The following is a 16,242-nucleotide window of genomic DNA, read 5'->3' as shown; positions in this document are numbered from 1 at the left end:
TTTTCAAAGAGTTAAGGTACGGTGAATATTTTTATTTCTTCTCTGTTTCCGTTCCCTTTTTCTTGGTCTTGCGACTCTTTTCCACCTTATACCAAATCCGATTTTTAAAACCCCTTTATATTTTTTGGGATTTCCCCCCACACTTCCCACACCTCCCACACTTCCCTCTCTCATTTTAAAAAGGGGTAATTACCGGACTTAGTATTAGAGGGTAGCTGCGCCGGATTGCAACTTGCGTTGTTGCGGATCTAAGCACTGTTCCCTGTTCCCCGTTCCCTAAATAAAAAATCAATTCTTACCCGATTGAGAATAGCTATCTGAAAATTTTGCAATGAATGGTGATATTCCCTCCACAAATTCAGTAGTTGATTCGTAGGGTAAAACATTTCGACCTGGAAGTTTTATTCCAGTACCTTGTGGTAGGACAGCTAAGTATTGTGCTAACCATTCATCTGCTTGAACTGTTTTTCCTTCTTTACTAATGCTTGATATTTCTTCACCTACCACAACCAATGTGGGCTGTTCTATGGAGGAAATTCCATGCAGATAATTTTTGCGCCAAAATCCAGCCAGAAAAGAAAATACAGCGTGACGAGTTGCGGGATTTTCTGAACCAGTTCGTAATGTATTTAACCATTCTGCATCCACAGCATCATCTGAGCCAAATAGCTGCTTGACTGAAAAATTTTGTAAAAACTTTTCACGACGTGCATAGCGATAAAAAGCACCGCCTAGAGGAGAATTTAACAAATTCCAAATTATTTTTTGCTGTTGATTTGAAGTTTCTTGTGTTATGACTTTCCAGTTGGGAGGACAAGCCAGAACGAGTCCACTAATTAAATTTGAATACTTTTGAGCTAATTCAATCGCTACGGGAAATAACGCACCTTGAACAATCAAAATAGCTGGCTTCTTGACTACTTTCTGTAAAAAACATCGTAATTGTTCTGCCCAATCTTCAGGGTAATAAGCAACACGGGGTTTATCACTTTCTCCACATCCAAGCAAATCGGGATTATAAATTTGATTTGGTTTGTCTTGCTGATACCATTCTTGACAAAATCGGTGCCAAAATTTTCTGGACAGACCTACACCTATTGGATGTAATAAAACTATGGGAGTTACATCTGAATTAGAAGCATTAGGTTGATTATTTGGTTGGTAAACTTCGTAAGCACAGCGATAATTATTCCAGTTGTAAAACTGTATGCTAGAAGTTATTGTATTTAAGTTCATAATTAATTGAAATAAGTCATAAACTGTTAACTGATCACTCTAGCCCGTAAGGGCGTGGCGTTAGCCATAAACTGTTAACTGATAACTGAATAGATCAAAAAATAATCTGTGGATGAATTAACTTATAACCAGCAGCCTTTAATTTTTGATTGGAAACTCTAGCGTTAGAAGAACGACTACTTTCTAATGAGGAATCCCATTTAATTTTTTCTAAATTGTGCTCTGCACAAACTTTTTCTATAACTTCACGTCTAGTTAAATTTGCATCATCAACTACATTATAGATTCCTGCCAATCTACGACGGCTAGCAAAATCTATTGCTCCAACAATATCATCAAGATGAATCCAGTTTGCAGGTTCTTTTCCTCCTCCGGGAAGGGTTTTTCCTGCAAATCGACTATATATTTTTCTAATTTCTCTATTTGGTCCGTAAATTCCTGCCAGTCTTAAGACACAAATACTCAGTTCTTTATTGGAGGCTGAAAGTAAAATCTGTTCGGTTTCCCTCAAAGTTTTGCCAGATTCGGAAGTGGGTTGAATCTGTGTTTCTTCATCTACTATATTACCCCCAAAATTACCATACACAGAAGAGCTAGATGTATATATAATTTGTTTAACAGTAGGGTTATCTTTGACAGCCCGAACTAAGTTTTTTGCAGTTTGTAAATAAGTTTCTTGATAAGTACTACTACCAATTCTGGCAATACTCAGCAGAACTGTATCTTGATTTTGTAAGGCAGATTTCAGCCCTTCTACATCTTCACCTTTCAGAACAAGTGCTTGTTGAGCAACTTTTTGCAATTTAGATATTTTTTGCGGTGTTGTTGTTGTAGCTGTAACCACACAGGTTTTTTTCTGCTGTAAGTGTTCTGCTAAGGCATAACCGACATAGCCACAACCAATAATAATAAAATTCATGAAGAGTTGGGGGTTAATTGGTAATTGGAGATGGGTAATTCTAAAATTACTACTCAATAGGTACTAATCTATCTTTAATCGTGGACTGTACCATCTGGCATGATGGCTCCTTCCAAGTTAGCGCCAATTAATTTTACCAATAGGCGTTCCCCAGACCTAACTCTTGCACCTCTTAAATCAGCACCTCTCAAATCAGCACCACTTAAATCAGCTCCGATTAGGTTGCTCGAACGTAAATTCGCTTCCCGAAGATCTGCTAGGAGCAAATTAGCTCTAAATAAATTGGCTCCTGATAAATTCGCACCTCTGAGTACAACTTTATGCATAAAAGTATCGCTGAGATTTGCCCCACTCAAATTGGCGTAACTAAGATTTCTTCCGGATAAATCTTTATTGCTTAAATTTGCACTGCTGAAGTCCTTACCACTCAAATCTGAGTTTACTTTGGGTGGTGAGGGTTGTTTGGGTGGTGAGGGTTGTTTGGGTGGTGAGGATTGATAAGGTGCGGAGTTATTAGACTGTTTCTGAGGTGAAGCAGGTGGTTTATATGAAGCAGATGGTTTGTAATAATTAGGTTGCTTTGGTGGAGTAGATGAATTATTCAGACTCCTATGCTTTTTAGTTTTTAAAGACCGTAGTTTGTCTCTGGCTTCATTAATTTCTTTTAACTTTTTCAGGGCTTTTTGTTGTAAGCGCTGGTTATTTTGCGGCAAACGATCCGGATGCCAAACAAAAGCCAGATCTTTATGTGCCTGGTTGACCTCTTCTAATGTTGCTCCAGGTTGTAATTCTAAAACCCTATAATACCGCTCCAGCTCTCTCATAAGACGTTGTGCTTACAAATTACATAAATTATGAGTGATGCCGCTTTTTATCAGCTTAATTATCAAAGCAAATTTTTTTAACTTTTGGGCAATTACTCTTAAAAGTCAAGTTATTCTGGCAACAATTATTAGCATTCGAGCTATTAGAACTTCGTTCGGGGCAGAAATTGACATCATTACAATATCTTAATTCTTAAGTATTTTTTTTAATTCATCTTTTTAAGTTCATTTAGGATGAGTTCTCAACTAAAATTTTGATTTTAGATCTGCTTATAACCAATAAATAGTGTATCAAATAAGGCCGTGACTTATATTTTGCGATTTCTGTGGGCGAGAACAATTTGGTTAATATTCCTTATTGGTTAATATTCCTGATTATGTGATTATGATTATTTCACTTCTTTACTATTAATTATTAACTAGATTAACCAGTTATGGATAACTGGCTATGGGTAAACAAAGGTTAAAGCCAAATGCAGTTATTTTTTTATAACTGCGATTTAGTCACCTTTCTCAATTAAGTGGCAAGGTATAACAACCTTAATTGGGATTTAGTAGTCGCTGTTGCATTGCCCTAAAGTAAGATGCTACAGGTATTTGGTATATTTCTACAAATAACCAAATAATTACAGAAGAGTGGGAAAGAAAGGTTAAAAAAGCCCAAATACAAGGTACCCATGTAAATGGTTGCTCTGGTTGAGGAGGCAGACAGTAAGCAATTATGCCTGTCAATGTTGTAGGTAAAGCAATAAAAGCTAAGGCTCCTACTGTGTAACCCCAACCTAATTCAACTCCTTCTAAACGTGGTTGTTTCCAATTCATTCCATCCCAACGCCAAGTAAGTGGGGGTTGTCTTGAAGGTAAGATTAATTCTTGTTTTTCCAGATCTACAGTAAAAATTTGTTGGCAAAAATTACAAGACATTGCTTCCATTAAAGTCATGTTAGAGATATCCCCCGCCCTACATAGAGGACAGGGGTAAACTCCTTGGTAGTCAACAGCTTTATTCAATAACTTTGAACTGAATTTTGAACTTGGCATGACATTTAGAGGCTCTTGTTTACAAAGAATGAAATGAATTGCAAGGTAAGTCAGCTAACAAAATCTGTTACTTTCTATTTACAAATTGGCAAAGGTATTGAATTTAAATTCACACTTAACAACTCATATTTAATTCCAATCTAACTTCAATTGCGCCGTACAGTGGGAGTCTAGCGCAAATGACCTCGCGGGTAATGCAACAATACTCATGAATATTAGATTATCTCTCTAGAGAGTCCTTTCTTGAATTTATCTATTTTCTTATTAGATTTAAAGAGGTATTTGAATTAACTCTTAACATCGTGGAAATAAAAAATTAACAGTTAGCATAAATATTCAAAAATCAACATATTGTTATTTTTAGTTGTTCCTGATTTCTAAGGCTGCTAATGAGAATAAAAAACTCTAGATTAATTAAGTTTTTTATACATGACTACTTCAATCAGTAAAATATAATTTTTGTAGGTGCTAAGAGGTACTCATAGGTTTTCTAAGTGTTTCCCCAGTAAAGATAAATATGGCCGGTTTTAACCCGTTTTTTAAGGAAATTAGGGGGAATTAAGATAAAAGTTGATCTTTCAAATTTCCTCTAAAAAAGTTTATACGAAGCAAAAAATAATCATTCCATTAATTTATTAGTTTTGTAACTTAATATTATGATGCATTTATTTTTTCCACTGTGATGTAATGTGGATTACGATATATCATCACCATGCTGTTTAAAATATTTTTTGAACGAAAAAAACCGAAAAGCGATCTTTTTAGATAGAAGTCAAGGTAAATCTTCACGTAGATGGTTGTATACATGTATTATACCTTGCAGTTGTAGTATCAGTTTCTAAGCACTATTGACGCTGCTAAAAGTCTTTGATATCTTTGCAAGTAGTCAAACAAAATGTATTCCATTATTAAGTTCTGCGATCTATTTGTGATTTAACTTTTATGGTTAAATTTTTTAGGTCAGTTCTTTAATTAGGAATATCTAGAATTTAGAGTATTTATACTTATTTTCAAAAATATTATGAGCAGAAATACAAATTACTTTTATTTTTGGTTTAAGGTGGTTCACCGGGAGTGAGTCTAATTTCCTGATGGAAATCGCCCGGTGAACCGCAGAGTAAAATCTGCGGTTTTTTTATTGGTTAATTTTCACTTTCATTTCTTAAGCAATTTTTTCTGTTTTCCTACTCAAGACAAAAATGAACAACTTCAGTCAGCACAAAGTTACTAATTGGTTTTATGGATTTTATTTTTGGTTCGGAACAAGTTCCGGGTAATTTTTTGATGCTGAACGAAAGCTCACTACCCGGAACTCAAAAAGTTCCGGGTTTTTATTATGGCTAAAACATTTTAGTTTTCAGTTCCAGTATTTGAGTCTCGTTTACAAATCTAATATTTCAGCACTTAACTTCAGTTTTCAAGCTTATCAAGAGTACAAATTCTTAGAGGACTTCACAATGAAAGACGCTAAACTCGCATCTAAATCTGATTCTAAATCTCAAACACTTGTAAACCTTTCCGAGCAAGTCGTTGTTGGTGGTAAAGAACTGGTAATAATTGGTGGACCTTGTTCGGTAGAAAGTTTAGAACAAATGGAAACAGTAACTCAAAAATTGTCTGTTTCATCAGTACAAGCATTAAGGGGAGGAGTCTACAAACCACGCACCTCCCCTTACGCTTTTCAGGGTATGGGTAAAGCTGGGTTAGAAATCTTATCAGAAATGCGATCGCAATATAACATTCCAGTTGTTACGGAAGTAATGACGGTTTCTCAAATTGAATTAGTAGCTAATCATGCTGATATGCTCCAAGTTGGAAGTCGTAATATGCATAACTTTGACCTACTCAAAGCTTTGGGTAAAGTCAAAAAACCAATATTGCTCAAACGCGGTTTAGCTGCAACCATAGAAGAATTCGTCATGGCTGCAGAATATATTCTCAGTCATGGTAATCCCAATGTAGTTTTATGCGAACGGGGTATTCGTAGTTTTGATAACTACACCCGCAATGTTTTGGATTTGGGCGCGATCGCAGCACTCAAACAAATCACCCATTTACCGGCGATCGTAGATCCTTCCCATGCGGTAGGTAAACGGGAATTGATTGCACCTCTAGCTAAAGCAGCGATTGCTTGTGGTGCAGATGGTTTAATTATTGAGTGTCATCCCGAGCCGGAAAAATCAGTATCGGATGCTCGTCAAGCATTATCTTTAGAAGCGATGGCAGAACTAGTAAATAGCTTAAAACCGGTAGCTGCATCTGTAGGAAGAAGTATATCGGAAAACACAGGGGTAGGTTCAAAGCCTACCCCTTTCCATTGTTCATCTCAATTAAACGTGGCTTAAATTCAAGCTTATGAGGTAGGTGTGTTAGGCGCACGACAATAATATTGTTGTAGAGCAAAATTAATTTGCGCCAACCACCATCCAATTAATTACACCAATAGAGGTATTAGGCTGAACTCTAATATTTAATATTTACAGTGAAAATAAAAAATACCTAATTTCCAATCTCAATCGCCTCTTTACTTGACTTACTTTAATCACCCATAGAATTCTTATTACTAATTACTTAGTATTTTTAGGTGATTTAAATGACAAATACATCTAACATTAAAATCATGATTTCTTGGTCGGAAGATGGCTTAGAGGATAAAGAATTACAAGCACAAACTCAGAAGTTAATACCTGAAATCAAAGAAGTTGATGGGGTAGAAACAGTCAATTTGGTGACTGTAGCAGAAGCTCCCCTTGGTTCTAAAGTATTTGGACCTTTCTCTCTTGGAAGGTTAAAAACAATGGTTGATCCAGCCAAAATCAAAGTTTTATTTGAGTTTGTTGGCGATCGCATGAATGGAAAAGCTATCGAGTTGGATGTGGAAGCTAACTATAAAAAGCTTAAGCTCAAAGTTGAGAACGAAGAAGAATTGGTGACAGCAATTGAGACAGCACAGAAATTTATTGGTGAATAGTAGCAAATTATTTAGTTAGGGAAGGATAGTTTAAGTAAGTAGGCAAGAAAAAAGTAAACTATGTAAAGAAATATAAAATACTCGTATTTGGCTCGTAGTAGCGCTTTAGCGCTAAAGCGCTATTACAAACAAGTTATGATTTTTCTTACTAAACTACTTGGTAGTCAAAAAATTATCTAAGGAATAGGAATTAAGTGTAAATACTTTTTACTCCTAACTCCTGACTTCTGACTCCTGACTTCTGACTCCTGACTCCTGACTTCTGACTCCTGACTTCTGACTCCTGACTCCTGACTCCTGACTTCTGACTCCTGACTCCTGACTTTTACATTCTGACCCCTGAGTTCTTAATTCTGCTATTCTTAACTCCCAGTTTGATTTTGACTGCGAGATGGAAATTTACACTTCACTTCTATCTCTAAATTGCTTTGTGCTGTACCTTTCGTGATGTAAGGTATACCAGCCTTACCGCCAATTTTCATCCCAAACTTCAGGGTGACTTCCTCCACATTTGCAAACTTAAAGTCTTTATAAGCACCAAGTACATATACTACGTAGTCCTTATGCTGTTTTTCAAAATCCACAAACTGAAATAGAAAAACAAGCCTGCGAAATATGTCGTAAGTGGGTTTGGGAAAAATAAAATTCGATTTTAAAAAACTTACTTTTTGATTCAGTCTTCTAAGTCAATAATTCCAACAACAAATAAGTCATTTTTACGAGCAATTATTTCTATGAATAATTAGAAAAACTCTTCATGGTATTATGAATAGTTACTAAAATAATATTTGTAGCTGTTTTAAGATAATAAATAATTTGATATTCAGCATTTTTACCATTTTGAATGTCGCTATTTTTAACCCTCAGCTTAAAAATTGTATACCCAACTCCAGGAACGAGATATCCTGGTAAATCTCCTGACTCTAACTGTTTAATAACTGGCTCAATGTCGTTACGAATATTACGATTTTTATTTGCCAAAATACGTATATTACGTTGGAATTTAGTGGTTGCTTCCACATGAATGAAGGATGATTTATTCTGCATGGATTTCTTCCCAATCAATTCCTTCCCAATCAATCCCTTCCCATAATTGAGAAACAGGTATTGTGTTGCCGACGATCGCATCGTACCACCCCTGACGGAAACTTTCGCTGACAGTTTCGGATAGTTCCTCATCTCCGGAATAATGATTTGGAACGAGTACGATTACTCTAACGCGGCTACGATTGTTTAAGGTCAACGGTTTATCTAGAAAAAGTTGACCAAATTCATTGACAGTTGCCTTAACTTCAATAGCTTCCATTTTTGTTAATTTAAATACTAAGATAATTGTATGAAACAAAATTAGCTTACTAAAAATGATGTCTCTTTCTCAAGACAGGCTTAGACAATAATCAAGAATCCAGACATATTTTTTATATGTTTTCTGAGCGTTTTAATGTATTTAATATAAAGCAACCGTAAAACATTTCCAAATAACTCTCAGAATCACCTATGCAACTCTGGATACCTAATCAAAAATTACAAAATAGTAAATTCACAGTGCAAAAAGTCTTGGGTGGTGAAGGTGTACCTGAAATACTAGAAACTAAATACAAAAAGTATTACATTTCTGATTCCTGACTTCTAAATTCAGTGATAATTCAGCAACGTTAGTCATCAGACAAATATTTTGAGGAAAATCAAAAAAATAAATATACTCTTTATGTATTTTCCAGGCATTTTAATGTATCTAATATAAAGCAAGCATAAATTATGTTAAAAAAAAGCCCCTGTAAAAACCCATGCAAGTCTGGAAACCTAAGCAACAGCTGCAAAATGGTAAATTCACGATTCAAAAAGTTTTAGGTGGTGGTGGCTACGGTGTAACTTATAGCGCCATAGATAAAAATACAAATAATATTGTTGCAATTAAAACTCTTAACCCGATCCATCAAAGTCGAGCAAATTTTGAACAAATGCATGTCAAGTTTGTTCAAGAAGCTTTTCGTTTGGTACAGTGCAGCCATTCTCATATTGTCAAAGTCCATGAAGTAATTAATGAAGGTGGACTATGGGGAATGGTGATGGAATATGTCCAAGGTCAAGATTTGGCTATATGTATAAATGAACGAGGTAAATTACCTGAAGAAAAAGCCCTCAAGTATATCAAGCAGGTTGGAACAGCTTTAGAATATATCCACAAACAAGGATTATTACACCGAGATGTAAAACCAAATAATATAATGCTGCGTCAAAGTCAGGAAGAAGTGGTATTAATTGACTTTGGTTTAGCGCGGGAATTTAGTTTGAATCAAACGGGAAGCATGACAAATGCGATGACGGAAGGTTACGCACCGATTGAACAGTATGAAAGACGGGGTAAGTTTGGTGCTTATACAGATGTTTATGCTTTAGCAGCGACTTTGTATGCTTTGGTAACAGGAGATATTCCTTTACCTGCGAAATTTCGTAATACTGGTATTCCTTTACCGTTACCAAAACAGCGAAATCCTGAGATTAGCGACAGATTAAATAATGGGATTATCAAAGGTATGGAGTTGGAACCAGATAATAGACCGCAGACGGTGAGTAAATGGTTAGAATTGGTGATGCCAATTCAAAGTAAATCGGTCGTTACTATAGAAAAAAGAAAACTAGAAAAAAGAAAACTGCCTACAACAGTCTTAAATCCCCGACTTCCCGAAACACAACCTGCAAAAATCCCACAAGTCTCCAAAATCCATCAAAATAAACCTCCAACACCTCAGAAAATTCCTCAAGTTTCAGAAAAGAATGCATTTGGTAATATCCAAACTCGGAAGTTTGAATTTACATACGCCAAAGTAGATCAAAACTTCAAGATTAACTACTATCGCGGACAAGCAGAGGGTTTTACAGAAGATTTAGGTAATGGTGTAACTTTAGATATGATGGCAATTTCTGGTGGTAACTTTATTATGGGTGCGCCAGAGAATGAACGGGGTAGTAAACATTTTGAACGTCCCCAACATAAAGTTAATGTTCAAACCTTTTTCATGGGTAAATACCAAATTACCCAGGAACATTATCAGGTAATTATGGGGAAAAATCCTTCCCACATTAAAGGTAAAAAGCAACCCGTACAACGGGTAAATTGGTATGATGCGGTTGAATTTTGTAATAAATTATCCAAATTAACAGGAAAAAAATATCGATTACCCAGTGAAGCCGAGTGGGAATACGCTTGTCGTAGTGGAACTACCACCCCCTTTAACTTTGGCGAAACTATTACAACTGATTTAGCGAATTATTACGGTAACAGTACATATGGTGCAGCACCGAAGGGTGTATATCGCGGACAAACTACAGATGTAGGTACTTTTCCTGCCAATTTTTATGGACTATACGATATGCATGGTAATGTTTGGGAATGGTGTCTTGATGATGGGCACGAAAACTATAATGGTGCACCAATAGATGGAAGTGCTTGGATGGTTAAAAATAATAACCTTTACCAAGTAAAAGGTTGTGCCGTCTTGCGTGGTGGTTCTTGGACCAACGCACCTAAGAATTGCCGTTCTGCGTTCCGCTACATTGTCAATAGAGCCGAGCGTAACAGCATCAATGACGATATCGGTTTTCGTGTAGTTTGCACCTTCGGGAGGGTTAATTAACCTTTTTTACCTTTCCTTCCGTCATTAGGCGGTTGATTTTTTTGATGTTTTGAATGCGTGAATTGAAAAATTAAGTTAGCTGGCAACTTAAAGGCATTCTTGCTATCCGAATATAAGAATTAAAATAAAAACAATATAAATTAAAAACAATATAAGTTGCGTCTAATCTTATGACGACTGTAGTTGCTATAATTTCATCTTTTATACTTAGAAATATAATTGAAATTATATCGTTTTTGAGTTTATTTGCTTTAGCTCTCGTGTCTTTGGGTAGCTATTCTGCTTGGAAATACCCGATAGAATTATTAACTCATTTCCGAGTTCAGTATTTTATACTATCGCTAATTATTACTTTATTTTTATCTATACTATATTCTCAACGCTATCTCAAGAATAAATTGTTGATTTTATGCGCTTTAGTCCTAATAGGAGTAAATTTAATAGAAGTTGTTCCTTGGTATTTACCGCATCCACAACAAGTTTCGCAAAATGATTCTCAATCTTTTAGGGTTTTGCAATTTAATATAAATATTCAAAATAATCGTTACCAAGAAATTATAGAAACAGTGCGATTAGAGCGTCCTGATATTGCTTTATTTATTGAAGTTGATCAAAATGCAGTAAATCATTTAAAGACGGGGTTAAAAGATATTTTACCATTAAGTTTTAAAAGTCCTGGTGGTGGATTAGCTATATTAAGTAGCTTACCTATTCAAAATGCGCGAGGAGATGATTTAAACGCAGAAAATACAAATTTGATAGCAACTATATTAGTAAACAATCAACCTGTAGAATTTATTGGGACTCATCCTCTTATACCTGTCAAAGCTTCAACTTTTAATAGACGAAATCTACAATTAGCAGCGTTAAGCGACTATATTCAGAAAGTCAAAATCCCAGTGATTTTAGCTGGAGATTTTAATTTAACTCCTTGGTCACCTTATTATAAAATGTTCATCAGAAAAACTAATTTACATAATACCCGTTTGGGTTTTGGAATATTACCTACCTGGATACGAGCTACGTCATATTTAAAGTATCCTAAATGGTTAGTATTTATCATGGAACATTTTTTGAGTATTCCTATTGACCATTGCTTTATTAGTAACGAAATAAAAGTTACAGGGATTCATGTCGGTAATAATGCTAATTCCGATCATGCAACAGTTATCAGTGATTTGACCCTATAGATAAAAAGCAAACATAATCATGCTTTAACCTTAACTGAAGCGTATTAGCTCAAAAATTGAACTATGCTTTAGCTATAACTAAAAATCTAATAACTAAAAATCTCTAATTACTCAGCTATTCCATGTCAGCGAAAGTTACCCTCACCATCACCAAAGGTAAATTATCCGGGAAACAATATACTTGCAACTCCCGTACTAGCTGTATCATTGGCAGAGCATCTGACTGTAATATAAAACTACCAGACGATAAAAATCATTCTACAATTTCTCGCTACCACTGCTTATTAGATATAAATCCTCCCGATATCCGCATCCGGGATTTTGGAAGTAGAAATGGTACCTACGTCAATGGTGAAAAGATTGGACAGCGTAAAAGCGATCAAACTCCCGAAGAAGCAGCAAAAATCAAATTTCCCGAATACGATTTAAAATCTGGCGATCGCATAGAACTTGGCGATACTATCTTTGAAGTAGATATTAAAGCCGATCCAGAAGAAAATAGCGAAAAAGAAATTAGCTCCAAAAAAATTACAATATCTAACTTTGTCACGCTCGAAGTTAATAATCCCGCTCAACCAAACTTATTAGAACAGGTACTAAAAATATTTAAAGTTGCTAAAAATAGCAATGATAAGCATGACAACTTAGGGACAATTAAGGATTACAATATCATCAAAATTTTGGGTAAAGGTGGATTTGGTGAAGTTTACCTAGCCCAACACAGTTATTCCCAAGAGTATGTCGCACTCAAAGTAATGCTACCAGCTGTTGCTGCTAATAACTGGGCAGTGCAGATGTTCCTACGGGAAATGGCTAATACTAGAGCTTTGCAAAATCGTAATGTGGTGAAACTTCTGGATTACAGTTTTTCAGAAGGCTTATTTTTCTTCACCATGGATTTTTGTAATGCGGGAACTGCACAAGACTTATTAAAAAAACGAGGTGGTAAATTACCAGTCGATCTTGCTGTACCTATTATTTTGCAAGTTCTCGACGGTTTGGAATATACCCACAATGCAGAAATTCCTTATGTCAAATTAAATGATGGAGGATTTGGTAAAGGTAAGGGTTTAGTTCATCGCGATTTGAAACCGGGTAATATTTTCCTCACGCGAGCTAAGGACGAAATCATCGTCAAAGTTGGCGATTATGGTTTATCAAAAGCTTTTGATTTAGCAGGTTTGAGCGGTCATAGTATGACTGGAACCAAAGCTGGAACTCCGGTGTTTATTCCCCGACAGCAAGTACTAGAATTCAAATATGCTAAACCAGAAGTTGATGTTTGGGCTACTGCGGCTTCACTTTACTATATGCTCACAGGATATCTACCCCGTGATTTTTCCGGTAGTGATAGATTTTTAGCCGTATTGCGAAACGATCCAGTACCAATTCGCGATCGCGATCCAAATATTCCTAAAAAGTTAGCAGAAGTTGTTGATTTAGCTTTAGTTGAAAAACCAGAGATTTACTTTAAGAGTGCAAATCAATTTAAACAAGCATTATTGAGTGTATTGTGATGATAGAATTCTCACTAAAAAAGAAAAAAATAAACTATGTCAATTGGGATAAAGTTCGTAGTGGCGCTTTAGCACAATAATTATTTAGATTTATTTATTTGTACCTATATGCTTTAAAAAATATTGGCGCTAAAGCGCTACTACAAACCAAATAAATTTTATCCAACAGAATTTTCAGAAAGCTTATTAATGCGACGTTCTTGCCATTGTAAACCAATCAAAGCAGCCACAAATAACATGTAACCCGGTTCTTCCATTTGGGAGAAAATAAAACCGTGAACTAAAACATTGAGCATTAAAAACTTAGAAAGATTATCCTGACAAAGTCGACGCCAAACAATAGATGCAAGAGATAAATAAGTAGCTAAACCCAAAAACCCGATATTTCCCCAAATTCCAGCCCAGCCAAAAAATGGAGAAAACATACTAGAAGCACTTCCGATCCAACTTGCTTCTACTGCATCCCAAACCTGTTGACTGACAGGATGAATTGTTGCACCTAATGGATTGAGCAAATTTGCATATCCCGGAAGCATCCATCCCCCCAAACGTCCTACGGTATGTCCCGGTCCCAAACCCAAAATCCAGTTTAAGGGTGACTTAAAATATAAAACAATAAGCCGCATAGATGCGGTTTTTACTAAAGTTGCTTCACCATCGGGTCCGTAAATTTCTGGTCTTATCCAGGTGTTAAAAGCACGAAATAATTCTAAGTTTTGGATACACCAAACTAATATAAAAGCTGTGATAGTTGCAATAACAATATATTGAATTGTTTTTCTAATATCTTTAACGTTAAGTAAAATCAGCAGTAACCAGGATATTAAAGATACTAAAAGTACCTGCTTGGCATCTGCAAATAACAGTTGTAAAAAAGCTGCAAAAAATACTAGTCCTCTGATCCATAAAGGACTTTTTCTATTACTAACTAAATAATATAAACCAAAGGAAAGGGAAACTGAAGAACCAACTACGTGACCGCTACCCGACAAGTAAAAAACTCCTTGGACGTTATCTTCAGGGATTTTCATTGTAGTTACATGCATAATCCCAAGATCCAAAAGAAGCTTTTGGGTCAATGCTAGGAAGATATGAAAACAGGAAAATCCGACAATCCATTTTCTAAATCTTCTGAAACTTGCTTGAGTCATTGGGATACAAATTATCCCGAGTAAAAACATAAATGGTTCAGCAAGTAAGAAAAATCCCAAAATAATATTGATTGCTCCAGCACTATTGAGAAGAGCGCTAGCAGTCATAACTCCTAGTAATACAACTAGGGTGGACATCAATGCTTGGGAAATAGAAATTTGATTGCGATTTTTAGTTTTGGTTTGAAATATTGCAACCCCACAAGCAAAAGGAACAATAGCAAAGTGAGCAAAGTTGATTGGTGCTGGAGCTCCTACCGAATTCATTATGCGGGGAAAAAAGACGGTAGCGAAGGCGATAATTAATAATGTTGAACTTTTAAGAATATATTGTTTGTTATTATTTTTGAGATATAAAACTTGTTTGTTCATTCATTATTGCTTTGGTAATTGGTAATTGGTAATTGGTAATTGGTAATTGGTAATTGGTAATGGGTAATGGGTAATTGGTAATTGGTAATTGGTAATTTTTTACTCTTAATACCTGACTTCTGACTTCTGACTTCTGACTTTTTACTTTTTAATTTTGACTTTTCGATAGATTTCCATTAATCGCAAGTAGTTTGTCTCAGCCGTATATTTGGTTTCAAATTCCTTTCTTGCTTCTTGACGCATCTGTAGAATTTTTTGGGGATTTGTTAAAGCCCATTCTACTTTACTAGCTAAATCCTTTGCATCACCTGGTTGAAAGTGCAGTCCAGTACGACCAGAATCTACTACTTCTGCGATCGCACCGATATTAGCTGCGATCGCGGGTGTTCCCTTTGCAAATGCTTCGACTGCTACGCGACCAAAGGTTTCATACCATTTGGATGGGAAAATTAAAAATTTTGCTTCTCCCATTAGATAATGTACTTCCGACATTGGTTTACGTCCGAGCCATTCTACTCCGGGAAGTTCTGTTACTGCTTGCTTTACCTTATCAGCTAAGGGTCCATCACCAACAATTTTAAGGGAGATTTTCCCACCTAGTTTTTCCCAAGCTGTCAGCAGAGTATCGAGTCCTTTTTCCACAGACAATCGTCCGACAAATAATGCATAACCACCGTTTCCAGTTCCAACACCGGGGTCGGGATGAATAAAGTTGGGTTTAACTACAATTTTTTCCGGTGGAAACCCCGCACTAATAAATTTTTGTCGAGCAAATTCGGTAAGTGCAATATAAACATCCACCATTTTCATCCAGGTACCCAAAGCGCGGTGTACTGTAATCATGCTCGCGACAGCTGTAGTCGCTGCTCGATTTTCTCGATAGCAACTGTGAACTATACCAGGTATGGGTAGAAATTTTCCTAAACAGTCTTCACAAACTTGTCCGTCTCGAAAAAATAAAGCGTTGGGACAAAGCAAACGATAGTTTCTCAATGTTTGAACTACCGGTACACCTTCAGATGAAGCTGCATAATAAATTGACGGAGAAATTAAAGGGAAAAAATTTTGGACGTGGATGATGTCGTGAGTTTCCTTTCTCAGTCTTTGTTTGACAATGTCGTGGGATTCCTGAGACCAAACAGTGCGAGATGCGACATTTAAGGAATTCATCTGCGCAATGCGATCGTTATGTTCCTCATAAACTTCGACAGTGTGACCTTTTTCCCGCAGCAAATTTTCCTCAGCTTGACGAGATTCATCTTCACCCCCACGAATTTGATAGCGGTTGTGTACGCTTAGAATACGCATTATTGAGTAATGGGTAATGGGTAATGGGTAATGGGTAATGGGTAATCGATTGGTTACAACTGATAACTGTTAACT

At 36.0% G+C, this 16,242-nt stretch carries 16 protein-coding genes; 6 read left to right on the top strand and 10 right to left on the bottom strand.

Features of this window, described 5'->3' with window-relative positions:
* Positions 1-3: 3 nt before the first annotated feature.
* The 5 genes from BC008_RS49840 to BC008_RS32565 form a co-directional block, all read right to left on the bottom strand.
* Positions 4-174: a hypothetical protein gene (locus BC008_RS49840; protein ID WP_161938190.1), complete on the bottom strand. Its 171-nt coding sequence runs from the start codon at positions 172-174 to the stop codon at positions 4-6.
* 114 nt (positions 175-288) lie between these two features.
* Complete coding sequence (locus BC008_RS32580) at positions 289-1,236, bottom strand: alpha/beta fold hydrolase (protein WP_036268063.1); 948 nt, start codon at positions 1,234-1,236, stop codon at positions 289-291.
* Between the two features lie 94 nt (positions 1,237-1,330).
* On the bottom strand, positions 1,331-2,155 hold the full coding sequence (locus tag BC008_RS32575; RefSeq protein WP_027846128.1) for an SDR family oxidoreductase: 825 nt from the start codon (positions 2,153-2,155) through the stop codon (positions 1,331-1,333).
* A gap of 74 nt (positions 2,156-2,229) precedes the next feature.
* Entirely contained in the window at positions 2,230-2,979 is a 750-nt protein-coding gene (locus tag BC008_RS32570) for a pentapeptide repeat-containing protein (RefSeq protein ID WP_027846127.1), read from the bottom strand.
* A 540-nt stretch (positions 2,980-3,519) separates the two neighbouring features.
* Complete coding sequence (locus tag BC008_RS32565) at positions 3,520-4,020, bottom strand: hypothetical protein (RefSeq protein ID WP_058184219.1); 501 nt, start codon at positions 4,018-4,020, stop codon at positions 3,520-3,522.
* 1,457 nt (positions 4,021-5,477) lie between these two features.
* On the opposite strand from BC008_RS32565, the gene aroF reads away from it, so the two are divergent.
* Both aroF and BC008_RS32555 read left to right on the top strand, forming a co-directional pair.
* Positions 5,478-6,365 (top strand): 3-deoxy-7-phosphoheptulonate synthase, encoded by an 888-nt coding sequence (gene aroF / locus BC008_RS32560; protein WP_027846126.1) that lies wholly within the window; start codon positions 5,478-5,480, stop codon positions 6,363-6,365.
* 248 nt (positions 6,366-6,613) lie between these two features.
* Positions 6,614-6,991 (top strand): hypothetical protein, encoded by a 378-nt coding sequence (locus BC008_RS32555; RefSeq protein WP_027846125.1) that lies wholly within the window; start codon positions 6,614-6,616, stop codon positions 6,989-6,991.
* A 362-nt stretch (positions 6,992-7,353) separates the two neighbouring features.
* Here BC008_RS32555 and BC008_RS32550 read toward each other — a convergent pair whose 3' ends face one another.
* From BC008_RS32550 to BC008_RS32540, 3 genes are all read right to left on the bottom strand, one after another.
* Positions 7,354-7,575: a CU044_2847 family protein gene (locus BC008_RS32550; protein WP_201026200.1), complete on the bottom strand. Its 222-nt coding sequence runs from the start codon at positions 7,573-7,575 to the stop codon at positions 7,354-7,356.
* A gap of 148 nt (positions 7,576-7,723) precedes the next feature.
* The gene (locus tag BC008_RS32545) at positions 7,724-8,038 is read right to left on the bottom strand and encodes a hypothetical protein (protein ID WP_036267792.1); all 315 of its coding nucleotides are present in this window, start codon (positions 8,036-8,038) and stop codon (positions 7,724-7,726) included.
* Positions 8,028-8,297, bottom strand: coding sequence for a type II toxin-antitoxin system RelN family antitoxin (locus tag BC008_RS32540; RefSeq protein ID WP_027845954.1), 270 nt, complete (start codon positions 8,295-8,297; stop codon positions 8,028-8,030). The genes BC008_RS32545 and BC008_RS32540 overlap by 11 nt, the downstream gene beginning before the upstream one ends.
* A 191-nt stretch (positions 8,298-8,488) precedes the next feature.
* On the opposite strand from BC008_RS32540, the gene BC008_RS52255 reads away from it, so the two are divergent.
* The 4 genes from BC008_RS52255 (at position 8,489) to BC008_RS32525 (ending at position 13,336) form a co-directional block, all read left to right on the top strand.
* Positions 8,489-8,617 (top strand): hypothetical protein, encoded by a 129-nt coding sequence (locus tag BC008_RS52255; protein ID WP_268768264.1) that lies wholly within the window; start codon positions 8,489-8,491, stop codon positions 8,615-8,617.
* Between the two features lie 161 nt (positions 8,618-8,778).
* Positions 8,779-10,629 (top strand): bifunctional serine/threonine-protein kinase/formylglycine-generating enzyme family protein, encoded by a 1,851-nt coding sequence (locus BC008_RS51730; RefSeq protein WP_036267789.1) that lies wholly within the window; start codon positions 8,779-8,781, stop codon positions 10,627-10,629.
* A gap of 512 nt (positions 10,630-11,141) precedes the next feature.
* Complete coding sequence (locus BC008_RS32530) at positions 11,142-11,819, top strand: endonuclease/exonuclease/phosphatase family protein (RefSeq protein ID WP_235595971.1); 678 nt, start codon at positions 11,142-11,144, stop codon at positions 11,817-11,819.
* Positions 11,820-11,941: 122 nt separating this feature from the next.
* Positions 11,942-13,336 carry a protein kinase domain-containing protein gene (locus BC008_RS32525; RefSeq protein ID WP_027845951.1) on the top strand — a complete coding sequence of 465 codons (1,395 nt, stop codon included), beginning with the start codon at positions 11,942-11,944 and terminating at the stop codon, positions 13,334-13,336.
* A gap of 158 nt (positions 13,337-13,494) precedes the next feature.
* Here BC008_RS32525 and BC008_RS32520 read toward each other — a convergent pair whose 3' ends face one another.
* Entirely contained in the window at positions 13,495-14,859 is a 1,365-nt protein-coding gene (locus BC008_RS32520) for a hypothetical protein (RefSeq protein WP_027845950.1), read from the bottom strand.
* A gap of 141 nt (positions 14,860-15,000) precedes the next feature.
* Positions 15,001-16,167 carry a glycosyltransferase family 4 protein gene (locus tag BC008_RS32515; RefSeq protein WP_027847079.1) on the bottom strand — a complete coding sequence of 389 codons (1,167 nt, stop codon included), beginning with the start codon at positions 16,165-16,167 and terminating at the stop codon, positions 15,001-15,003.
* Positions 16,168-16,242 lie beyond the last annotated feature (75 nt).

This window comes from Mastigocoleus testarum BC008, assembly GCF_001456025.1.
Taxonomy (GTDB): Bacteria; Cyanobacteriota; Cyanobacteriia; order Cyanobacteriales; family Nostocaceae; genus Mastigocoleus; species Mastigocoleus testarum.
Note: the sequence above shows the minus strand (reverse complement) of the source record. Positions and strands in the feature narration are given on the sequence as shown.